The 22807-nt window shown below is 44.1% G+C and carries 21 protein-coding genes and 2 tRNA genes; 6 read left to right on the top strand and 17 right to left on the bottom strand.

Annotated elements, in window-relative coordinates:
• Nucleotides 1–45: 45 nt before the first annotated feature.
• The 8 genes from OAG1_RS07230 to OAG1_RS07195 all read right to left on the bottom strand — a co-directional run bounded on the left by OAG1_RS07230 (nucleotide 46) and on the right by OAG1_RS07195 (nucleotide 8144).
• The gene (locus OAG1_RS07230; protein WP_338625259.1) at nucleotides 46–621 is read right to left on the bottom strand and encodes a polysaccharide biosynthesis/export family protein; all 576 of its coding nucleotides are present in this window, start codon (nucleotides 619–621) and stop codon (nucleotides 46–48) included.
• 23 nt (nucleotides 622–644) lie between these two features.
• The gene (locus OAG1_RS07225) at nucleotides 645–2054 is read right to left on the bottom strand and encodes an undecaprenyl-phosphate glucose phosphotransferase (RefSeq protein WP_016402157.1); all 1410 of its coding nucleotides are present in this window, start codon (nucleotides 2052–2054) and stop codon (nucleotides 645–647) included.
• A 497-nt stretch (nucleotides 2055–2551) separates the two neighbouring features.
• A tRNA-Ser gene (locus OAG1_RS07220) sits at nucleotides 2552–2642 on the bottom strand.
• Nucleotides 2643–2695: 53 nt separating this feature from the next.
• A tRNA-Ser gene (locus OAG1_RS07215) sits at nucleotides 2696–2786 on the bottom strand.
• 184 nt (nucleotides 2787–2970) lie between these two features.
• Entirely contained in the window at nucleotides 2971–3960 is a 990-nt protein-coding gene (locus OAG1_RS07210) for a Gfo/Idh/MocA family oxidoreductase (protein ID WP_338625256.1), read from the bottom strand.
• Between the two features lie 158 nt (nucleotides 3961–4118).
• Nucleotides 4119–6200: a TRAP transporter fused permease subunit gene (locus OAG1_RS07205; RefSeq protein ID WP_338625254.1), complete on the bottom strand. Its 2082-nt coding sequence runs from the start codon at nucleotides 6198–6200 to the stop codon at nucleotides 4119–4121.
• 58 nt (nucleotides 6201–6258) lie between these two features.
• Nucleotides 6259–7263 (bottom strand): TAXI family TRAP transporter solute-binding subunit, encoded by a 1005-nt coding sequence (locus OAG1_RS07200; protein ID WP_338625252.1) that lies wholly within the window; start codon nucleotides 7261–7263, stop codon nucleotides 6259–6261.
• A 161-nt stretch (nucleotides 7264–7424) separates the two neighbouring features.
• Nucleotides 7425–8144, bottom strand: a complete 720-nt coding sequence (locus OAG1_RS07195; RefSeq protein WP_338625250.1) for a transporter substrate-binding domain-containing protein — start codon at nucleotides 8142–8144, stop codon at nucleotides 7425–7427.
• A gap of 164 nt (nucleotides 8145–8308) precedes the next feature.
• On the opposite strand from OAG1_RS07195, the gene OAG1_RS07190 reads away from it, so the two are divergent.
• Nucleotides 8309–8980 carry a L,D-transpeptidase family protein gene (locus tag OAG1_RS07190; RefSeq protein WP_338625248.1) on the top strand — a complete coding sequence of 224 codons (672 nt, stop codon included), beginning with the start codon at nucleotides 8309–8311 and terminating at the stop codon, nucleotides 8978–8980.
• Nucleotides 8981–9029: 49 nt separating this feature from the next.
• Entirely contained in the window at nucleotides 9030–9422 is a 393-nt protein-coding gene (locus OAG1_RS07185; protein ID WP_338625246.1) for a hypothetical protein, read from the top strand.
• Here the strand turns inward: OAG1_RS07185 and OAG1_RS07180 are convergent.
• The 3 genes from OAG1_RS07180 to OAG1_RS07170 all read right to left on the bottom strand — a co-directional run bounded on the left by OAG1_RS07180 (nucleotide 9419) and on the right by OAG1_RS07170 (nucleotide 13116).
• Nucleotides 9419–11275, bottom strand: coding sequence for an ATP-binding protein (locus OAG1_RS07180; protein ID WP_338625244.1), 1857 nt, complete (start codon nucleotides 11273–11275; stop codon nucleotides 9419–9421). The genes OAG1_RS07185 and OAG1_RS07180 overlap by 4 nt on opposite strands.
• Before the next feature lie 59 nt (nucleotides 11276–11334).
• Nucleotides 11335–12504: an extracellular solute-binding protein gene (locus OAG1_RS07175; protein ID WP_338625242.1), complete on the bottom strand. Its 1170-nt coding sequence runs from the start codon at nucleotides 12502–12504 to the stop codon at nucleotides 11335–11337.
• A 123-nt stretch (nucleotides 12505–12627) separates the two neighbouring features.
• Nucleotides 12628–13116, bottom strand: a complete 489-nt coding sequence (locus tag OAG1_RS07170) for an SCP2 sterol-binding domain-containing protein (RefSeq protein WP_338625240.1) — start codon at nucleotides 13114–13116, stop codon at nucleotides 12628–12630.
• A 140-nt stretch (nucleotides 13117–13256) separates the two neighbouring features.
• Between OAG1_RS07170 and OAG1_RS07165 the strand changes: the two genes are divergently transcribed.
• Together OAG1_RS07165 and OAG1_RS07160 are read left to right on the top strand one after the other, a co-directional pair.
• Nucleotides 13257–14255 (top strand): peptidase U32 family protein, encoded by a 999-nt coding sequence (locus OAG1_RS07165; protein ID WP_152781495.1) that lies wholly within the window; start codon nucleotides 13257–13259, stop codon nucleotides 14253–14255.
• 13 nt (nucleotides 14256–14268) lie between these two features.
• Nucleotides 14269–15141 (top strand): U32 family peptidase, encoded by an 873-nt coding sequence (locus OAG1_RS07160; protein WP_016402172.1) that lies wholly within the window; start codon nucleotides 14269–14271, stop codon nucleotides 15139–15141.
• A 19-nt stretch (nucleotides 15142–15160) separates the two neighbouring features.
• Here the strand turns inward: OAG1_RS07160 and nlpI are convergent, their stop codons facing one another.
• The 6 genes from nlpI to hemA all read right to left on the bottom strand — a co-directional run bounded on the left by nlpI (nucleotide 15161) and on the right by hemA (nucleotide 21088).
• A complete protein-coding gene (gene nlpI / locus OAG1_RS07155) occupies nucleotides 15161–16030 on the bottom strand; it encodes a lipoprotein NlpI (RefSeq protein ID WP_016402173.1) in 870 nt (289 codons plus the stop codon).
• A 122-nt stretch (nucleotides 16031–16152) separates the two neighbouring features.
• Nucleotides 16153–17010, bottom strand: coding sequence for a 3-deoxy-8-phosphooctulonate synthase (kdsA, locus tag OAG1_RS07150; RefSeq protein ID WP_338625235.1), 858 nt, complete (start codon nucleotides 17008–17010; stop codon nucleotides 16153–16155).
• Between the two features lie 10 nt (nucleotides 17011–17020).
• Nucleotides 17021–17785: a tetratricopeptide repeat protein gene (locus tag OAG1_RS07145; RefSeq protein WP_016402175.1), complete on the bottom strand. Its 765-nt coding sequence runs from the start codon at nucleotides 17783–17785 to the stop codon at nucleotides 17021–17023.
• 51 nt (nucleotides 17786–17836) lie between these two features.
• Nucleotides 17837–18688, bottom strand: a complete 852-nt coding sequence (prmC, locus tag OAG1_RS07140; RefSeq protein WP_338625232.1) for a peptide chain release factor N(5)-glutamine methyltransferase — start codon at nucleotides 18686–18688, stop codon at nucleotides 17837–17839.
• Nucleotides 18678–19769 carry a peptide chain release factor 1 gene (gene prfA / locus OAG1_RS07135; RefSeq protein ID WP_016402177.1) on the bottom strand — a complete coding sequence of 364 codons (1092 nt, stop codon included), beginning with the start codon at nucleotides 19767–19769 and terminating at the stop codon, nucleotides 18678–18680. The genes prmC and prfA overlap by 11 nt, the downstream gene beginning before the upstream one ends.
• Before the next feature lie 68 nt (nucleotides 19770–19837).
• Nucleotides 19838–21088, bottom strand: coding sequence for a glutamyl-tRNA reductase (gene hemA / locus OAG1_RS07130; protein WP_338625229.1), 1251 nt, complete (start codon nucleotides 21086–21088; stop codon nucleotides 19838–19840).
• A gap of 204 nt (nucleotides 21089–21292) precedes the next feature.
• On the opposite strand from hemA, the gene lolB reads away from it, so the two are divergent.
• Nucleotides 21293–21886: a lipoprotein insertase outer membrane protein LolB gene (gene lolB / locus OAG1_RS07125; RefSeq protein WP_152781503.1), complete on the top strand. Its 594-nt coding sequence runs from the start codon at nucleotides 21293–21295 to the stop codon at nucleotides 21884–21886.
• Nucleotides 21867–22745: a 4-(cytidine 5'-diphospho)-2-C-methyl-D-erythritol kinase gene (gene ispE, locus OAG1_RS07120; protein ID WP_338625224.1), complete on the top strand. Its 879-nt coding sequence runs from the start codon at nucleotides 21867–21869 to the stop codon at nucleotides 22743–22745. Before lolB ends, ispE begins: the two co-directional genes overlap by 20 nt.
• Nucleotides 22746–22807 lie beyond the last annotated feature (62 nt).

Below are 22807 nucleotides of genomic sequence, written 5' to 3'. Positions count from 1 at the left end.
ACGGAGTATTACTGTTGGCACCCTTGCCGTAAAAGAAGCTAGGCCTTAAAAGAAACTGGCCTTAACCACAATAATGTCTCCCGGAGCGATGCGGTGCTTTAACGCTGCTTTCACTAAGTCATTAGTGCCATTTCCGGGAGTAATATTGATATTTGTTTTCGACGCTCGCTCTGTAAAACCACCCGCTAGAGCTATCGCTTTTTCAACCGTGAGACCGGGTTGGTAAGCGTAACCACCAGGGTGTTCTACCTCACCGTTAATAAAGATTTGTCGGTAGCCAATAATGTTTACCGCTACCTTAGGGTTAATCAGGTAATCACCGCGCAAACCCTGCTCAATGTTATCTCTAAGTTGCTGGGCAGTAAGGTTATTAACTGGAATTCGCCCCAAGTAGGGATAGTCGATTTTGCCACTATTGGTCACTAGCAACTCCATCGACAAATCACTCTCGCCGTATACCACTATTTGGATGCGGTCACCTGCGCCTAAGCGGTAGCTTTGCTCTAGGTCATTGGCCAGAGAAGCAGCGCTAAATCCGCCCCACATCAACACCGTTATTAGCAAATACCAGGCGTGTTTGGTGTTACACAATCTAGCCAAGAGAGAACCATCCCTATTCATCACAACTCCTTGAACAGCTTTACTTAGTAGGCAGTTTTACCTACAAATCCTTTAAAGATAGTGAGGAATACAATTTTGATATCCATCCAAAGCGTCCACACACGAATGTACTCAAGATCGTATTGCACCCGCTTTTCCATTTTTTCTAAGGTGTCAGTTTCACCACGGTAACCATTGATCTGCGCCCAGCCGGTAATACCAGGCTTCACTTTATGACGCAGCATGTAACGGTTAACGATTTGACGATATTCTTCGTTGTGAGATACCGCATGAGGACGCGGCCCAACAATAGACATGCTGCCCATCAACACATTGAAGAATTGAGGTAACTCATCTAAAGAAGTTCGGCGAATAAAAGCACCAAACTTAGTGACTCGGGGATCGTTTTTAGTTGCTTGCTTCACTACAGCACCATTATCTTGGGTGCTCATTGAGCGAAACTTCCAAACACGGATTTTCTTTCCGTCTAGGCCATAGCGATCTTGCTTAAACAAGATGGGGCCAGGAGATGAGCGCTTAACGCCAATAGCCACCGCCAATAAAATCGGGCTAATCAACATGATGATAATCGACGCCAATACAATATCTTGAATGCGTTTCACCAACATACTGCCGCCACGGAATGGACTATCAAATACACTTACGGTTTGAATATCACCCAGCGAACTCCAACGTGAATGCAGTAAGTTATAGGTGAAGAAATCTGGCACGATAAAAGTGGTTGTGGTGGTATCTGAAAGTTGCTGTAAATAACCAGTAATGCGGTCTTTGGCATGCATAGGCAATGCAATATACACATGGTCGACTTCACCGCGTTTAGCCATTTCCAGCGCAGTATCAACCTTAGCTACAGGCCCTGTATAGCCACTACTTTCTAAACGTGAAACATCCCTATCATCAAAAAAGCCAACAAATTGAATACCTAGCTCTTCAGAGTTTTCGAAGGTTTCCTTGAGTTGCACACCGTTTTGCGACACCCCGATAATGGCTGCGCGGCGAGTGTTATAACCAAAGCGACGCATTACCGCTAAACTCTCACGAAATACTAGGCGCCAAGCTATCAGCAGCATTGGCGTGGCCACTACCCATGAACCCACCACCACTCGCGAGTAGGTAGCCGAGATTTTTAGGAAGTAATTAACCGCGAACAACAAGGCAATGCTGATAATCCAAACCCATAGGTTAACCATGGCTTGTTCCTTAAGAGAAGAAACCCGCCACGAACGGTATAAGTTGAAGGATTCCGCTACGACCAAGTAGATGGCTGAGAGGCCAACACCCATTAGCTGAAAGGCCAAATCGAAGGAACCATTTTTAAGCCAAGACAAGCCAGCTAAAACGGCAATAATGATAAATACATCTGAAATTCGGTAAACAACAGCGAGTTCAAATTCGTTAGAACGAACTACGCCATTTTGTTTCTGCATATCCATTGCACACCCCTAGTATCAAGCTTATAAAATTCCATGTATTGCTTGTATATCTCTGTATCTTACGGGTGGTTACTAAACCAAAATTTGGCGTTTACCGCTCTTAATTTTGATTCTTCATAAACAAAAAACTAACCTGACAAATATCACAAAATTTAATTGGTAATATAAATTAAAGGTGATACAAGCCTCAAAACAAGAAAAAACATTACTCATTTATAAGTAGCTGAATAGGGTTTGTCAACACAAAACAATCAACAAACTCAACTATTTTTTCGCTGAAAAGTTAACAGATTTTTTAGCAAAAACTGAGCTTAAGTAGAACCAATTTCATTTGTATTACGCTGGCGTTTCAATAAAAAGATCTAAGATGAGAAACAGAAGAATAACGGGGACAACTTAAGAAATTGATATTTTAGTTATTAATATCAGCAACTTAAGTATTGAGTATTGTCTAGGATATAAAACGAAAAAAGCCACGCTAAGCGTGGCTTTAAAAATGGCGGAGGAGGAGAGATTTGAACTCTCGAAGGGCTATTAACCCTTGCCGGTTTTCAAGACCGGTGCATTCGACCACTCTGCCACCCCTCCGCAGGGGTGTTGCTGCGATTAAAAAAACCATGCAGTGCATGGCTAAGTTAATATGGCGGAGGAGGAGAGATTTGAACTCTCGAAGGGCTATTAACCCTTGCCGGTTTTCAAGACCGGTGCATTCGACCACTCTGCCACCCCTCCGCAGCGGTGTGAATATTACGTTTATGATTTTCGAATGTAAAGACCCATTAAGTTTAACCGCTCGCAAATCAGACAATTATCCACAACTTTTTTAAGGCAAGATGATAAATTGTCCAAATCTATAAGATTTGAGGAAAGTGATTACGTACTAGTAGCCCTTTTTACAGCGAAAAAAACAATAACTTTACTCACCTAAGAAAGGATATCTCACACCTATTTGAGAGCGAATCTCATCCATAATCTGCATGGTTTCAATACTCTCTTGCCAGCTCATCACTTCACTTTGTAATTTACCAGCAGCAACACAACTCATTACTTCTTCTATTTGATACTCAAAGCCCGATGCTCGAAATGGAAAGTCTTCAACTATATCTGGCTCACCATGCACACTCAGACAAGCTTGAGTCCCAACCCAGAACATACTCGGCACGCGGATATGCCCATTTGAACCAAAAATGGTGAAGCTGTTTTCTGTATTAGCCAAAAAGTTACAGGTAAATTGGCTAGCGCAATGGCCATAATTCATAACAACACTGCTGCGCTCGTCTACACCGGTGCTACCAACAAGGCCATCAGCTACAATTTTATTAGGTTTGCTTTGGGTAACAAACTGAGACATAGATACGTTATACACTCCCATGTCTAATAGGCTGCCACCTGCTAACTCACGGTTAAGCAAACGATCATCTTCATCACGAGGGATATTAAAACCAAAACTGGAACTGATAAGTTTAATCTCACCAATTTTTTGCTGCTCAAGCCAAGACTTAACCTGTTGCCATGCAGGCTGAAAGCGCGTCCATAATGCTTCCATTAAGAACACATTATTAGCCTTTGCTAAGGCGACTAGTTCTTTAGTTTGCGCCGCGTTTACAGTGAGCGGTTTTTCACACAATACTGGCTTGCCTGCTTCAAGGCACATTTTAATACTGTCGAAATGAAACCGATGAGGGTTGGCAATATAGATAGCATCAACCTTGGGATCGTTTGCTAACTGTTGATAATCATCTAGCGCTAATTGGCCATCAAACTCATCAACAAAGTCCTGCGCACGTTGCAGATTAGAACTAGCAACAGCATATAAAGTAGCTTGAGGAATAACCGCTAAGGCTTCAGCAAAGTTACGCGCAATACGACCAGGAGCAATGACTCCCCAATTAAACTGTTCTGTCATTTTTATTCTCTAAGGCGTTATCAATTGATTCATAGTAACCAGATTGAAAAGACATTCTAGTGAGATATTCAGAGACGATTCACTTCCATTTCAAACTGTGACCTGGCTCTAAACCTCGTTGATAACAATGAAATTATTCATAATGTGCACCCAAAAAATCACAAAGCTAACTCACTTGCTCGCTTACCGCTATGCCCAATATAAAACACCGCTGCCAACAAGCTAACTAAGGCCGCTACCTGCCAAGCCATGGGCACGGGGCTTAACAATACAAGTGCTATTGCCGCCAGGGCTGCCCGCTCCCAATGCTTAAGCTGGCGTTTTTGCCAACCCTGCATAACCAAAGTAAAAGCATATAAACCCGGTAAAGCAAAAATAAACACCTGAAAAGCAGCCAGCCAGTCTCCTTGAGCAAGCGGCGTATAAGCAAACAATATCGGAATAATGTAAAGGCCTTTGGCAATCTTCCATGAGGTAAAGCCCGTTGCCATTGGAGGAGATTTGGCAATCGCTGCAGCGGTAAAGGTACACAAACAAACTGGCGGGGTAACGTTACTGTCTTGAGAGAGCCAGAAAATGACTAAATGGGCCGCTAATAGCAACATAGATAACTGATTTTCATCAAGTAGCATTGGCCGCAGTAAGGCCATCATTTCATCAGGCATATCGTTTATTAATGCTTGGGCTTGGGCAACACTCATCGCACCTTGCTCTGGACTAACCCCAACCAACATTAGAATAGCTTGCACATCTGCACTCAGAGCACCAGAGCTTAAAGCGTTCACTAGCTCTACATTCGCCATTAATTGTAATAACGCTGGAGCAGACAAAGTAGCCAACACAATATAAGAAGCGGTTACTGGCAGCCCCATGCCTAGCACTAAAGATGCTACAGCAACCAGCAGCAGCGCCACGAGCAAACTCCCACCAGACCATTCGGTAATCATCAAGGAAAAAGTATTGCCGATACCAGCAGTGGCAATCACATTAACAATCAAACCTACTGAACATAACAGTACTGCGGTTACCACCATATTGCGCGAACCGAGCGCGAAGGCATCAGCAATTGCCGTTAGCCCCATTTTGTTTGGGGTAAACCATGAGCTCACAATCACCGCGATAATTGCAATAACAGCTGCGTAAGTGGGTGTGTAGCCCATTACCAGCAATACAATCAACAAGGTAACCGGCACAATAAACGACAAGCCCTCACGCATCACCATCGGTAGCAAAGGAGGAGCTTGTTCCATAGTTCGGGTTAATCCCGCTTTGTAAGATTCAGTTCTCACATAAAAAACCAGCGATGCAAAATACAGAATAGCCGGAAGAATACTCACCATTACAATGGTGCTATAAGGAATTTGCGTATAACTAGCCATGACAAAAGCCCCTGCCCCCATTATTGGCGGCACAATTTGCCCACCAGTAGAAGCCGACGCTTCTACTGCGGCTGCAAATCGCGGGCTAAAGCCTGCGTTTTTCATCAAGGGAATAGTCACAACGCCAGTAGACGCAGTGTTGGCAACAGCGCTTCCAGAAATAGTGCCAGTAAGTCCAGATGCAATAATGGCCACTATTCCTGGCCCGCCAACCAAGCGGCTAGCAATGCTTTTAGACAAATGAATAACAAAATCACCCGCGCCAGAGCGCAGCAAAAAAGCGCCGAACAGGATAAACATGAAGACAAAACTTGCAGAAATTCGTGCGATATTGCCAAAAATAGCATCATCGCCATAAATGCTTCTAAACAGCAGCGTCTCTAAGCTCAGCCCCTTAAACTGAAAGACCCCCGGAACAAAATTCCCCCACCAGGCGAGATAAGAGATGGCCGTTACAATTAAAATAGGAATCACCCAGCCAGTGGCTCGACGGGTCATATCAATTGCCCCCAAAATCACCAACGAACCACATAACCAGTCTAAGGGGACTAAGCGCACACCTCGTTCATAAATGAGGTCTTCCGCGAACAATAGATATATCGCCGAGAAGGCAATAGCCAGCACCCACAACTTGTCCAGAATGGCCAAATGGCGCTGCGAACTTAATGGTTTTAATAAGCCACACAACAAAATAAAACCAGCAAAATGAAGAATGTTTTGCTGTAACACGGCAATATCCGCAAAAATATTGAAGTAGACATGCGCCAAACTAATAATAATGCCTAAAACGTATATTAGAGGTACAGCACGAGTATCTTCAATTTCTTGGCGAATACTGTCAGGTACGGCATTCCATTGCATAGTGATGAATCCTGAGGAGAATAAAGGAGACCTAGACCCAAAGGCCTAGGTAAAAAAACTATTGCGCAACTAAGTTATCGGGAATGTTTAAACCTGCTTCACGGTAGTAACGTGCAGCACCGGGATGCAATGGAGCAGGTAAACCCGCTAATGCCTTATCTAAGGCCATTGCATTGGTCGCTTTATGAATAGCTTGTAAAAAGCCTAAGTTTTCATAAATGGTTTTGGTAAGTAAATAGACAAACTCCTCGTCTACATCTGCATGTACTGCCAAAAAGTTAGGCTGCGCCATGGTGTTCCAATCTTTATCAAGATTTGGATAAGTGCCCGCAGGGATAACATAACGCGTCCACAGACCTAAACCACCATTAGCTTTTTCCATTTGCTCATCGGTTACATCTAATGGGCTCACATCCTTTGCTGCTGCGGCAAACAGTTTGGTTACTGCCCCCGTTGGTGCGCCGGCTGGAGTATTAATAGCTTCTACTTGCCCATTTTGTAGCGCTTCTGCAGATGGACCATAACCAGCAGAAAACAGCTCCATTTGTTTATCAATATCTACGCCTAAGTTACCTAGCAAAAAGCGGTTAGAACCAATGGTGCCAGAGTTCTTTTTACCTAAAGCGACTTTTTTACCCGCTAAGGCCATTAAGTCACTTAGATCACCATTTTTAGCATGCTCATTTTTAACCACAAACTGCTCTACGTTTTGCCACAACATGGTGATTGAACGTAAATGAGTTTGCTTGCCTTCTTTCTCTAAGGGGCCACTGCCATTCACCGCATAAGAACCATATAAACCTTGAAGAATGGCAAATTGAGCTTCTTTATCACGTAGCAACTTAATATTTTCGCCCGAACCAGCTGAGTTTATCGCCGAGACACTCACCTTGTGTTTTGGCTGAATTTTCACCTTAGTTAACGTTGCCAGCGCAACACCAACCGGATAGTAAGTACCGCCAGTACTGGCGGTAGCCAAAAGGTAGTTTGTCCCCGTGTCGGCCTGTACTGAAAAAGATAAAGCACTAGTGATTAGCGCAACCTTGCATAACCAATGACGCATGATGTTACTCTCCTTAGTAAACAGCCCTGCTAGCGCTAGAGCCAAACAAATAGCTAATTAGTCAATCATAATGATTTTATTGAATTTTCATCCTAGACACAGTTGCAAGCATTAACAAGTTATTAACAAGCCTAGTAAGACTAAAGTTGCAGCCTTAAGGCTTAATAGAAGTATTTTTGATAGAGCTGTTGAAAAGCTTCGGTTTCTCTTACCTGCGCAAGTGCATGTTGAAACCTGGTTAATTGTTGCTGGCTAATTGAGCGATTGAAAGCAAAGCAGTAATCATTTTCGAACAGAGTATATAAAGGCTTAAAGCTAGACTGATGCCCTTCCAAGCTTTGTTCAGTTAACGCCATCAAATCTACTCTTCGCAGCGCTAACAACTTAAAAGCTTGCTCAACACTCTTCACCGGCACCAGCTCAGCGGAAAAATCAGATTTAGTTAAAAATCCGTCAATGGCTTGGCCCTTCATAATCGCAATTTTCAAGTTTTCAGCATCCTTTAAAGAGCTGATCTCAAGCTTGCTATCACTTAAACCATAAAACTTTCCGCGACTCACGTTGATCGGGCACGCCCATTCAAACTTATTTTTGCGCGGCTCAGTTTTAATTGTTGAAAATAAAACGGTATAGGCTTGTTGTTGCAAGGTGGCGTAACCACGCGTCCAGGGTACAATTTTCACCTTTGGCGCAGGACTATTTAGCTGGGCAAATATAAGTGCCAGTAATTCAACAGAAAAGCCAGCCGCCTGTCCGTCTTCAACATAGTTATAAGGGAAAAATTCTTCACTGTAATAGTCTAATTGCTCTAGCGTGCGAGCGCTTAGTTGACTACAACAAAGCAGGCTAACGGTGAATACAACAAGTTTAAAACCTAGCAAATAAGGTCCTCCTCTTGAGATAAGGATTGAGTAAGTATCACGGCTTTCATTCACATTAAAGCGTCAACTATGGCGCTCACCAGCAACTACAAGTACACTTCTCTCTCACTTAATCGATAGAGTATTAACTTTTGCGTTTTTATCGACTGTGCTGCGCGGCGCTTATGGCTAGCTGCAGCTTTTCACTGTTTGCCAGCAATTGGTCTGAGTCGTCTTCACTACCAGCGAGTAAACGGTCGATTAAACAAGTAATTAACACTTACCATAACGATAGTCTAAAGCGACTATTGCCGCTATTTGTAGCTGCAAAAGTGGATTACCCACCACAAAAAATCACCTTATTGGCCAGCAAGCGCTCGCGCAGATTAGAGTTATGGGCCGATTCTGGGGAAGGATATAAGTACATTCATACCTATTGGATACGCCACGCAAGTGGAACCGCGGGCCCCAAATTACGTGAAGGTGATTTACAGGTTCCAGAAGGTATCTATGAAATTGAAGGCTTAAACCCTAACAGCAAATTCCATTTATCGATGAAGCTGAACTATCCCAATAGCTTTGATTTAGCCATGGCCAAAAAAGAGCAACGTCATCAACCCGGTTCCAATATATTTATTCACGGTAAAACATCCTCGGTTGGCTGTTTAGCTATGGGAGATCAAGCTATAGAAGATTTGTTTGTATTGGTTGAGCGCATTGGTCCGGGCAACAGCCAGGTTGTTATTGCCCCGCATGACCCAAGGCTATTACCGCTGTTCCCGGTACCAGATCATCTTCCAGAGTGGACCGCCGAGCTATATCAACAAATTCAACAACAATTTGAACAATTTAAGTAATGCGTTAGGCTAGAGGAAAGTAATAACAACCAAGTGGGAGAAGCTGTAAATGCCAATCGTGCATATTCGCTCCTTAGCCTTACCCAACGCCATTGATATGCCTAGCCTACTAGATAAGCTGGCCAATACTTTTGCCCAACAAGCCAAAATTCAACTAGAGCATATAAGCATCGAATGGAATTACATTCAGCCGGGCCACTATTTTGTAAACCAACAAGTTCATCACCAGCAACAAGCTAATCAGCCGCCACTCATGGTTGAGCTGTTTATCCCCGATGTACATAGCGATAAGCGCCAACAACAACTTGTTAGTGTTTTAGCTAAGGTAATCCATCAACATAGCCATATTGCCTTAGATAACATTTTTGTCTCTCTGAGGGTGGCTCAATCTGGCAGCATTTTTGATAATGGACGCATTGTTACTTGGCCTAAGAAAGGTTAAGCAGCGTGATGTTGGCCATACTCGCGCGGTAAGCGAATAGTAAAACCCAAACCTTGAGGTTCAGCATTAAAGGTTTCTACGCTACCTAGCAAGTGTTGATGAACCAAGTTGTATACTTGATTTAGGCCTAAACCCACATTTCCAGAACTACGGCCAGTAGTATAAAAAGGGTTAAAAATAAGGTTTATATCTTCGTTAGATACGCCACTGCCATTATCTTGATAGTTAATTTCTACCATTTCTTGGTTAGCATCAATATCCACCTTCACATGTGGATAAGCATGACTAACAAAACCATGTTGAATGGAGTTATCAATAAGGCAAGACAACACCAGCTCTAGCGCCCGTTGATTCACCAGCATACTTGGATTACTGCCAGAAACACTTAGTTGAACATGTAAATCGGTAAAGGGCTGCAAGAACATCTGCAACTGCTGCTCAAGCCAGGTTTTCAAGTTAAGTCGTTGCAGGCTAGAGTCAATATCACTGCCCGCTAAGGCTTTAAAGGTGTTCACTAGGGCCGCTGAGCGCTGTAAGCTACTCTCAAGTAATTTCCCTCCTTCAATACCTTGATCCAGCATAGCTTCCAGCTCTGAACGTGCTAAGGAGCCATCTTTAAGTTGCTGCCCTATGCTCTGATAGTTGCTGATTAACTGAGATGCTGCCGTAATGCCCACACCTAAAGGCGTGTTAAGTTCATGGGCCATGCCCGCAACTAAGCCGCCTAATGCGGCCATTTTTTCTTTTTCAACAAGCTCTAGCTGGGTATCGTTTAGTTTCGCTAAAGTATGCTGCAAAGTATGATTAGCCTGCTCTAACTCTTGAGTTCGCTCTGCTACCCGTTGCTCTAACTGCTCCTGATCGCTGATAACTTTTGCCGCCATGCTTTTAAGCAAGCCCCCAACCTGATTAAACTCATCATAGGCCAGCGAGGGAACCTTAGTATCGTAGCGCCCCTTAGAGTAATTGCTTACCAAGTGGCTTAAATGCTCTAAGGGCTCAATAATTCTGCGCGTCATCGCTAAAGCAATAACGGCCACCAATACAAACACAACCAACAACACAATCACCACATTTGATTGGCGTTCCACCAACAGCCCCCAAAGCGAGCGACTTTGTGCACTCAATGATAGTGAGAGAGGCTCGGCCATTTGGCTTAAATCCAAATCTACATCTATGTAAAATCGTCTTTTAGGTGGCTCTCCCTTAGAGCCTTTAAACAGTAAGCGCTGTGAATGAAATAGCTCTAAGGAGCCTTGCTGAGAAATTCGTGAAGCCGCTTCACGCCAAATCGACTGCATAGGAACAAACACAACTAAAGCGCCCACTTGCTGGCTATCTTGAATAGCGTTTAGATTTTTTTGCAACAGTGGCTGCATAAATAGCAGACCCGAATCGCTATCGATATCATCAATACCAGTCACCAGCTGAGCGAACTCGGAATCTTGATAAACTTCGATTAATGCTTCTTTGCTGCCTTCTTTGACTTGTTGATTTAAGCGTTGAATCGCTGCGTAATGCACCTGTAAGTCCAGTATCTCAGCCTGCAAAGGCGCGCCTTCAATAATTTGTCCTTCTAAGTCGACAATGTAAATCGCGGAAGCCCAGCTGTTTTGCTGAAGTACCTCACTAATAAGTTGGTTAGAGTGGAAGCCAAAAATGGCAGAGGTTGGTGTAAGTACTACATCGTTAACTTGGGCTAGGCTTTGTAAATCAAGTAGCAACTGCCTTACTTGGTACTGAATATTTTGCGCGATATTGTTGGCTTTTAGGTACAAAGTTTGCGTAACAGCTTGTTGATCTTGCTCTGAAATTTGCTTAAGAAGAAAAGAACCAATGAGTATACTGGGCAATAAAGCCCCTAACAGAATACTAAGCGCTAATGTTGTTCTCAGCTGATTGGCTTTAATCATCATTGCTTTTGAGTCTGCCTATAATCTCTTTCAGCAAATTGCTGCATATACTCTCTAGCTTTAGCGGCATCCAGCACGCCTTTACTAAATAACTCAAAGCCTTTACGCAAGCCAAGCCAAGCACTGGCTTGCGCTGCCTCTGCCGACATAGGAACCGCTTGCTCTAACTGCGCCAACATCGCAGCCTGATTGGGGTTTGATTGCTGTTTTATTTGATTAATTAAGTCAGCGTTTACTGGGAGGAATCGAGCCTCTTGGTATAACCGTTTTTGTACTTTTTCACTTTGTAAAAACTCACTCAATTCTTTCAGCGCAGCGGCTTTGTTAGAACTCAAGCTTTTATCAGGAAAAACCAATACCAGACTAGAAGAAAGTGGCTTAAAAGCGCTATTGCCAATGTTCGGGATTAAAGCAATGCCTAAATCATCTCCTAAGTGGTGCTCAAAGTCGGCCACTGCCCACTCGCCATTAATGGCGTACGCAACCTTACCTTCAATAAAATCTTTGTAACCACAGTCGTAGGTACATTCAGCACTCACTAAACTGCGTTTAGCTAAGCTCTTATAAAAATTAAGCGCGTCTTCCATAGGGGGCTCATCAAGCGTTACTTGCTTTCCACGCGTCATTCGGCCACCAAAAGTATTGTAGAACCCAGCGAACCAATACATCTCGGAGTAATTCCAACCGATGGTAGCAATGCCTTGTTCATCTAGATGTTTTTTCTGCTCTAACAACTCTTGCCAAGAATTGGCGGGCTTCTCAACCAAACTGCGATTATAAAAAAGCATCAGGTGGTTACCCTGCAAAATCGGGATCCCGTGCAATTGCTCATCAATAGTGGCTGTAAGTAACAGGGTGTCAGGTGTATTGGCTTCGATAAATTCGCGAGGAACAGCCGACAGCTTAGCTTGCTCTGCAATGCCAATAATATCGGAAGGAGCAAAAGCAACATCGGCAGCAGTGCCCTGCAAGACCGATTTAATCAGTGCCGGTTTTAAGCTTTCAGAAGTGATCTGATAAAGACTAACTTGATGCTGGCTTTGCGCTGAAAACTCATCCAGCAGCTCTTGAAAAATAGCTTTGCCTTGCTCTCTGTAATAAAGAAAGCTCAATTGCTCGGCGCTAGCGCTTCCCCACACTATTGCTAGCAACAGCAGCACAACTCGCATGCAACCCCCTTCTTCATCCACCCTGTTTTCAGTGTAGTTCAAAAGAACTAAGTTGCGCTGAAAACGCGTTTAGTATTCGGGAGATAGCATGCATTTAAGCCATTGAATTTTTAAAAATAAGGTCTACGCTACACGATATTCAGATACCATCGCCGCACCGTGCTTTAGCGGCTCGCTCATCCAGCTTGGTAGATCATCAATATCAAGGTTATCCAAGAGGTTTTTTAACTCTAAACCCAGCTCTGTATCACCTTCAATTTTTAAGCGGCGCTGAAAAAACAGCGTATCGGGATCTTCTTGACGCCCCATCATCAGCACAAAGTCATTGAGTTCGCCAGAGAAACTCACATCAACTTGCGGTGCGGTGGCTTGCACTTTTAAACGCTCTTCATCAAAAGTGATATACCAGCTTGCGGCTAAATCACTCACGTTAAGCTTTAACCAACGCTGTTCTAAAAAGTCTAAATCACCTTCTTCTATCGCTTCAGCAAAACTTAATGCCAGTGCTTTTTCCATGGCTTTGCCTTGCAGCGCAAAGGGACACATTTTAACTGGCAAACTTAACAAACGTGGCATCTCTTTGACTAAAGATTGTTTTAAGCGAGTAAGCACTAAAGACCTCATAAAATTAACAAACAAAGCTGATAAGTGGCTCAGTTTACGCAGTTTTCCCTAGTGCAAAGCTGCGCTGAGTCAATATCCCATCTAACTAAGCCCAGTAGAATGACAAAAAATCTCGCGTTGAGGGAAATATGGAATTACTTTGCCCTGCTGGCTCCTTGCCTGCAGTTAAGGCGGCGGTGGATCATGGTGCCGATGCTATCTATATTGGCTTTAAAGATGCCACTAATGCCCGTCATTTTGCTGGTCTCAATTTTGATGGGAAAAAGCTCGATAAAGCAGTAGATTATTTAAAGCAACACCAACGTCAGCTACACATTGCAATCAATACCTTTGCTCACCCAGAGCAGCATCAATTGTGGTACTCGGCCATTGATAGAGCGGTAGAAATTGGTGCCGATGTGGTTATTTTGGCTGATATTGCTTTGTTAGAGTACGCCAAAAATACCTACCCCAATTTAACCGTTCATTTATCGGTTCAGGCTTCTGCCACCAATGCTTCGGCAATCGCATTTTATCAGCGAAACTTTAATGTTAAGCGAGTAGTATTACCGCGCGTTCTCTCTATTCATCAAGTTAAACAATTATCACGCGCTTGCCCAGATATGGAACTAGAAGTATTTGCCTTTGGTAGCCTATGTGTAATGGCTGAGGGGCGCTGCTACTTATCGTCTTATCTCACCGGCGAATCCCCCAACACGGTAGGTGCTTGTTCGCCCGCCTCATTTGTTCGCTGGCAAGAAACAGAACAAGGCTTAGAATCTCGCTTAAACGATATACTTATCGACCGCTATGGGCCAAATGAAACAGCCGGTTACCCGACCCTATGTAAAGGCCGCTTTGATGTTGATGGGCAGCGCTATCACGCGCTCGAAGAACCTACTAGTTTAAATACCCTTGAATTACTGCCCGAGTTATTTGCCGCCAATATTTCTGCGGTAAAAATTGAAGGTCGCCAACGCAGCCCAGCCTACGTGGCTCAAGTCACCCAAGTATGGCGTGAAGCAATCGATAGCTACCAAGCGCAACCTGAACAGTACGCCGCTAAACAACAATGGATGAGCCAACTCGCTAAATTGTCTGAAGGTAGCCAAACTACATTGGGTGCTTATCACAAAGCTTGGCAATAACTATAGGTAGATTATGAAGTACTCACTTGGGCCAATCTTATATTATTGGCCAAACCAACAAATTGAAGAGTTTTACCATTTAGCCAAAGCCAGCAGTGCCGACATTGTCTATTTGGGCGAAACGGTGTGCAGTAAGCGCCGCAATATGAAAGCGCAAGATTGGATAGACCTAGGACAACAATTGTCTCAAGCAGGCAAGCAAGTGGTTATTTCCACTATGGCTTTGCTAGAGGCACCCTCAGAGATCCGCAACTTAAAGAAACTCATCGACAATGGTGATTTTACCATTGAAGCCAACGACTTTAGTGCGGTAGAAGAAGCCCATAAAGCGAAGCTGCCTTTTGTGTGCGGCCCTGCAATTAACATATATAACGCTTATGCCCTTAAAGTATTGCTCGACCAAGGCATGCAACGCTGGGTAATGCCAGTAGAGCTGTCTCGCGATTGGCTGCAAAAGCTGAGTAATGAATGTTTAGAGATGGGCATAAGAGAGCGCTTTGAAATAGAAGTATTTGCTTATGGCCACCTACCACTCGCCTACTCTGCTCGCTGCTTTACTGCGCAATCAGAAGGTAAGAGTAAGGACAACTGCGAAACCTGTTGTATTAACTACCCAACAGGGCGAGTGGTAAATAGCCAAGAAGGTCAGCCATTATTTGTACTAAATGGTATTCAAACGCTTTCTGGTGAATGCTACGACTTAATTAATGACCAACAAAGCATGAAAGGGCTGGTTGATATAGTAAGAATCAGCCCTTTAGGTGAAGAAAGTATTGAACACTTAGAAGCATTTCGCTTGAGAAGTAACACTAACGAGCATTTTCCAACGCCCGATAGTGTGAATGGATATTGGCATCAAATTGCGGGCATTCGCCAGCAAGATTAACTCAACTTGCGAGAGCCAGTTAAATTTGGCTCTCGTAACGATTTAATTCAAACAGAGCCAAACGGTGCTCAACAAAGTCATACACGTTATTGGCCAATGAAAGCTTAAAGTAACTGCTGGCTAATTGTGGGTCACCAGCACGCTGAGCTAACTTCGCCATATAGAAATACGCTTCACATAGTCGCTCGGCCAAGGCGCGGTTATCCCCTTGCACATCCATAGTGGTGCCTAGGAAAGTTTGCTGGTCAATCTCGCCAGCGTATAAACGCACAATCTGCCAACCCCAATCTTCATTGCGGTAGGTTTTTAAAGCTTCAACCAGTTCATTTTGGGCTTCGGGCTCCCCCGCCTCTAGCTGAATAAGATAGCGCCATAGCACTCGGTATGGGTCGTTAGGCGCTTGGTCGGCATAATGATTTACATCGGCCATAGCAAGCTGAGGTTTGTTGGCGTAATTAAGCGCTATACCGCGGTAGAAATAAGCAAAGCTATAATCAGGCGCCAGTTCTACGGCGGAGTCAAAGGCTTCAAAAGCGCTATCGAATTCTTCCGCTAGGGTAAAATACACACCCAAAAAGTTGTAGGCTTCAACAAAATCTGGCTTTAACTGAATTGCTCGATTAAAGTCAAAACGCGCTAAGGCGCGCAGGCCTACTCGGTCAAAAACAATACCGCGCTCATAATACAATTGGGCCATTTGCTCTTGATTGTACTCACCAGAGTTAAGCATTTGCCCAAGGCGAGCCAAAGCGACTTCGGATTGATAATTAACTTGCAAAGGTTTTGCCAACACCACGGTTTGCGGAGCTTGACTCGAAGTGCTAGCACAAGCGCTAAGGTAACCAAACGTTACTAACATGCACCCTGTGCGCAAGGCTTTTATTAACATATCACTTCCATTTTTCTTCTAGCTTGAGCCAAAGCAAGGCTCACTTTGGCTCATCATTGTTATTAACCCTAACAAGAGTGCTGGCTTAGGGAAACCTAAACTTAGCATTATCGATAAAATTCTTATTTTGAGTGGGTATCTAGCTCAGCAAAGGACTTAACCAAATCATCCAAGGCTTTAATTTGGGTTAGGAATGGTTCTAACTTAGATAAAGGCAAGGCACTTGGACCATCACACTGCGCGTTTTCTGGATCTGGATGAGCTTCCAAGAACAGACCAGCAAGGCCAGTTGCCATGCCAGCTTTTGCTAACTCACCAACTTGCTCACGGCGGCCACCCGATGCAGCACCCAATGGATCACGGCATTGCAGAGCATGAGTAACATCAAAAATAACCGGTGAACCCTTGCTGACTTTTTTCATGGTGCCAAAACCTAAGGTATCTACCACAAGGTTATCGTAACCAAAGTTACTACCACGCTCACATAAGATGATTTTTTCGTTGCCACATTCAGCAAACTTATCAACGATATTGCCCATTTGCGAAGGGCTTAAAAACTGAGGTTTCTTAACGTTAACTACCGCACCGGTTTTTGCCATTGCTTCCACTAAGTCAGTTTGGCGCGCCAAAAATGCAGGTAGTTGAATAACATCGGCAACTTCAGCCACGGGTGCAGCTTGCGCAACTTCATGCACATCGGTGATAACAGGAATAGAGAATTGTTGTTTAATCTCTTCTAATAAACGCAGGCCTTGCTCCAAGCCTGGACCACGATAAGAATGAATAGAAGAGCGATTGGCTTTATCAAAAGACGCTTTAAAAACGTAGGGAATGCCTAGCTTGTTGGTCACTTCTACAAAGTGCTCGGCAATGTGCATTGCCAAGTCACGAGATTCCAATACATTCATACCAGCGAACAAAGTAAATGGCGCATCGTTAGCCACATTTATTTTGCCGATATTAACGATTTTTTGCTGCATGCTATTCCTCTTAATGCAAAATTGCGGGTTGCGAATCCATCGAGTGGATCTGCACCTTTAGTATCTTCGATAAGGGGTCATCGGGACACTGTTCAATAAAATATTCAAAGTCGTTAATTGCAACGTTGTTGCAATCTAACTGTTGATAAATAAAACCACGGTCGCGCATTTCATGCGGGTCGCCAGGCTTTAAGCGTAGTAATACTTGAGAAACCCGCAACGCTATTTCAAAGTCATCTTCACGTAAACAAGCACTTTTAAGCTCTGCTAACCAACGCTCGGTCATTTGTGCTGAAGAAATAGGTTCTAAGTCATCTTGCGATAAACGAGCCAGATTACCTTTGTGACCTCGATGAATAACTTCTAGCTGCGCTAAGCTGCACTCTTCACCATTACAGGCATCAAAATAAACAAAGCGCTGCGACATTTTAAAAGCGAGAATAGTTTGGGCGGGAAACTCAATAGCGTGGCATTCAATATCCAATTTACGGGCAAAGTAATGCAATAACATCGCAAGGCTGGTTGCATTGCCGCAGCGTCGACTAAGCGACTCACCAATCAACAAATTTTGACTATGATAGTAAGCTTGCCAATCACTGGTAAAGCCTAAGTCAACATAAAACAGTTTTTTAAGCTGTTCAAAGCGCAACTCAACCTTCTCTTCTAGAGGGTTAAGTTTGAGCCAATCTAACCATAGTCGATGCAAGGTTTTACGCACCAGCACCATAGGCTGCCCAGAGATTTCTTCTTCAATACCTAAAATTCGAAAAATCACTCAAGCTTTTCCTTTACAATCTTGTACTAACAACACACCACGTGTATTGCCTTATTCTTTAATACGGCCACCGGTAACGCGATCCATACCGCCATAGTCTTGCTCGGTAAACACCTCATCAAACCCTTTGGCAGTGAGCTGCTGCTGCACTGCATTCTTTTGGTCAAAACCGTGCTCTAGCAATAACCAACCACCGGCTTTTAAATAGCTTGGCGCCTGACTCACAATATGTTCGATATCAGCTAAACCATGCTGCTCTGCGGTTAATGCTGAGCTTGGCTCAAAGCGCACATCGCCCTGCGACAAATGTGGATCAGCCGGGTCGATATAAGGCGGATTACTCACCACTAAATCAAACTTCTGCCCTGCAAAAGGACTAAACCAAGATCCTTGTTTAACCTGAACCCGCGATAAACCTAACTCACTAGCATTGTACTTAGCCAAGTTTACTGCATCTTCATGTAGGTCGCTGGCAAATACTTCCGCTTTTGGTAGTTCGCTAGCTAAGGCCAGCGCTATTGCTCCAGTGCCGGTTCCTAGGTCAACTATATGGGTATCGGCGTGGTTAAGCACTTTCTTTAGTGCTTGCTCAACTAAAACTTCGGTATCTGGGCGCGGGATCAAAGTTGCAGGTGACACTTTTAACGATAAAGACCAAAACTCTCGCTCACCAATAACGTAAGCCACGGGTTCACCGGCCACGCGTTTAGTCACTAGCGTTTGGTAAAGCTGCCATTGCTCGGCACTTAAGGCCCTTTCGGGCCAAGTGAGCAAATAGGTTTGGTTGCATTGCAATACATGTTGCAGAATAACCTTGGCATCAACCTTAGGGGATTCTCCACCTGCAAGTTGCTGCTTAGCCCAATGCTGAGCCTCAACAATGCTGGGCAACTTAGCCTTCACCTTCTGCTAAGGCAGCAAGTTGGTCGGCTTGGTACTCTTGCAAGATTGGGTCGAGCAAGGCCAGTAACTCACCTTCAAGGATGTCGTTTAAGCGGTACAAGGTTAAGTTGATGCGGTGGTCGCTCACGCGCCCTTGCGGATAGTTATAGGTACGAATACGCTCACTACGGTCACCACTGGCTACTAACTCGCGGCGCATACCGGTTTCTTCTGCGCGGCGTTTTTCGTCTTCTGCAGCTTGTAAACGAGATGACAATACCGACATCGCTTTAGCGCGGTTTTTATGCTGTGAACGTTCTTCCTGACATTCCACTACTACGCCACTTGGAATGTGGGTAATACGAATTGCAGAGTCAGTTTTGTTTACGTGCTGACCACCCGCGCCCGATGCACGGAAAGTATCAACCCGTAGATCACCGGGATTAATCTCAATTTGTTCAGCTTCTGGAATTTCTGGCATGATTACCACGGTACAAGCCGAGGTATGAATACGCCCTTGCGATTCAGTTTCAGGTACGCGTTGTACGCGGTGACCACCTGACTCAAACTTCATCAAACGGTATACGTCTTCACCGTCAATCTTAGCAATAAGCTCTTTGTAACCACCCTGCTCACTCTCGTTACACGACATAATAGTCATGCGCCAGCCTTGGCTCTCAGAGAACTTGCTGTACATTCTAAATAGGTTACCAGCAAAAATGGCAGCTTCATCGCCACCTGCACCGGCACGAATTTCTAAGAAAACACTACGCGAATCGTTAGGGTCGCGAGGTAACAACAATAGCTGAAGCTCTTCCGACAAGGTCTCCATGCTTTGCTTAGCTTCGTCAATTTCCATCTCAGCCATTTCACGCATTTCAGGATCGTCGTCCTGTAGCATTTCATTTGCTGACTCTAAATTCTCTTGAGCTTGTTGGTAAGCAGTAAAACAATTTACCACTTCTTCAAGCTGAGAGTATTCTTTGGTTAATCCGCGAAACTTGTCTTGGTCAGAAATAATGTCTGGCTCGCCCAGCAAAACCTGAACTTCTTGATAACGCTCTTGCAAGGTTTCAAGTTTGGATAAAATTGACGCTTTCATGCTTTCTCTCTGTTAAACGCAATACCTCGCTTGCTAATGTTAGCAACGAAGTATCGACCACAATCGGGTTATTTTCTTAGGCCAATGGCCTCTCGTATTACCGCAAGCTCTTCAAGCCGACCATCACGGCCTGCTTTATTAATGGCTTCGGTAGGAGCGTGAATAAGTTTGTTGGTTAGCTGAAACGCAGTTTCGCGGATCACCGTTGAGGGATCTTTACCATTTGCCAAAGACTCAAGGGCCTTTTCAACAGCAGCGTCGCGAACGCGTTCGCTATGACTACGATAATCTCGAATGGTGGTAACCGACTCTAACGAGCGTAACCAGCCCATAAAGTCTTCACTTTGCGTTTCTACTATAAACTCAGCTTGCTCAGCAGCTTCTCGGCGTGACGCAATGTTTTGTTCAACAATACCTTGCAAGTCATCCACCGTATAAAGGTAAGCATCGCGCAGCTCACCCACTTGTTCTTCAATATCTCTTGGAACAGCTATATCCACCAAAAACATCGGTTGAAAGCGACGTTTCTTAAGTGCTGTTTCAACCATGCCTTTACCAATAATCGGTAACGGGCTAGCGGTGGAGCTAATCACAATATCGGATTCGGCTAAGTGATTAGGTATTTCGTTTAGGGTTATCACTTCGGCGCCAAACCGGTCGGCCAAAGTTTTAGCCCGTGAGACCGTGCGGTTAGCCACCATTAGTTTGTTTACGCCTTGGTCTATAAGGTGTTTAGCAACCAGTTCTATGGTTTCACCCGCTCCCACTAACAATACTTTTGAGCCACTTAAATCATCAAAAATCTGTTTGGCTAAACTTACCGCGGCAAAAGCAACAGACACCGCATTCACCCCAATATCGGTATCTGTTCTTACTTGCTTAGCAACAGAAAAAGCGCGTTGGAAAAAACGCTCCAATACGCTACCTACAGACCCCGCTTCACGAGATTCGGTATAGGCTTGTTTTATTTGCCCCAGAATTTGCGGCTCGCCTAAAATCAACGAATCCAAACCACTTGCCACCCTCATTAAATGAGCCACCGCTTGCTGCTGTTGGTATTTATAAAGGCAAGGTAATACTTCTTGCTGATTTAAGCCCTTATAGCTAATCAACCATTGCACAACATCATCGCAACTTACTTCACCTAAGTTGCAATAAAGCTCGGTACGATTACAGGTTGATACGATCACCATCTCCACACCAAGCTGAGTACCAGCATGGCTTAAAGCTTGGTTAACCTGTTCTGGACTAAACGCGACTTTTTCACGCAGGCCAACGGGAGCCGATTTGTGATTGATTCCTAAGACTTGCAGAGTCATCGTAGTGGGGCTTTGTTGCGCCTTTTCCTAATGGGGTAAAAAAGCAAATTGTACGGGAATATAGGGCTAAATAAAAGAAACTCGCACGTTAAGCCGCGCCTGATTAGCTAAAATTTATCGCCTAAAGCGACACATCTTTGCTTTTAAGCAATTTACAGCCGCTACCTTGAACTTTTATACTGCAAAAAAACAATCGGAATTGCTGTGCGTCATCTAGCTGCTCTATTCATTTTGGTACTTGGCCTTAGCGCATGTACTTCTCCTCCGCCCATTACTACGCAAAACAGTGAATGGGGCCAGCACCTAAGCGAACTTCAACAGATAAAAAATTGGCAACTTAGCGGCAAAATAGCCTTTATCAATGACAATGAAAGACAAGCCGCCAACCTATTCTGGCAACAAAACAACAATAAAAGTGTACTGCGTATTAATGGGCCACTTGGCATGCAAGGTATCGAGTTGCACTACCAGCCAGGTAAAGTATGGGTAAAAACCAAAGATGAAGAGTACCAAGGCAGCGATGCGCAATTGTTAGTTTACCGTTTAACCGGTTGGCAAGTACCGGTAGAGCAACTGCCCTCTTGGTTGCTTGGCATTCCAACTCAAAATGATTACCAGCTTAATGCTCAAAACCGTTTAGCCGAGTTCACCACCAAAGAGCAATGGCAGATTGATTACTTAAACTATGGGCAATATAACCAACATACCCTGCCCCGTCAGCTAACACTTCGCTCGGCCGACAACCTACTAAAACTGAATATTCACAAATGGCAAATTAATGACTCAACACCCCATTAGCGGTCCATGGCTCTCACCAGCTAAGTTAAACCTGTTTCTATACATCACAGGTCAGCGCGACAATGGCTACCATGATTTACAAACCCTGTTTCAATTTATTGACTGTTGTGACCAGCTTTATTTTAAGTTAACAGACGATGGCGTAATTAACTTAGAAAGCCAACTAGATTTCCCAGCCGAAGATAACTTAATTGTAAAAGCTGCGCGTTTGCTACAGCAACACTGTACTGTTAGCCGAGGCGCCAATATTAAACTAGACAAACAACTGCCCATGGGCGGTGGTATTGGTGGTGGCTCTTCAAATGCAGCAACGGCTCTATTGGTGCTAAACCGCTTATGGCAATGCGAATTAAGCTTAACCGAGTTAGCCCAGCTAGGTTTGCAACTTGGCGCTGATGTGCCTATTTTTATTCATGGCCATAGTGCATTTGCCGAGGGTGTAGGAGAGCAAGTTCAAGCAGTAGACATTGATGAGCCTTGGTACGTTGTTTTGCATCCCGATGTACATGTTTCTACGCAAAGTGTATTTGGCCACCCAGAGTTGCCAAGAAACACGCCTAAGAGAACATGGCAGCAGCTTTTGAACGATAATTGGCAAAATGATTGCCAAGAAATTGTGGCTAAAGTTTATCCGGAGGTTGCACAAGCTCTTAGCTGGTTGGTAGAATACGCGCCGTCGAGGATGACAGGAACAGGTTCATGTGTTTTTGCCGCCTTTGCAACAGAGCGTGAAGCCTTGTCAGTGCTGAATAAACGCCCTAAAAACATTTCTGGTTTTGTGTGTAAAGCCTGTAACCAATCGCCGCTTCATCGGCAGTTGGCTAACGAAAAAACACTCTTAAACACAGCAGGTTTTTAAGAAATTTCATTCTTTCAAACTTAAAAAACGTAACGCTCTTTTGACCCGATAAATCTGAGGTT

Source organism: Agarivorans sp. OAG1 (assembly GCF_037076485.1).
Lineage (GTDB): Bacteria > Pseudomonadota > Gammaproteobacteria > Enterobacterales > Celerinatantimonadaceae > Agarivorans > Agarivorans albus.
This window is presented reverse-complemented; position numbering and strand designations above follow the sequence as displayed.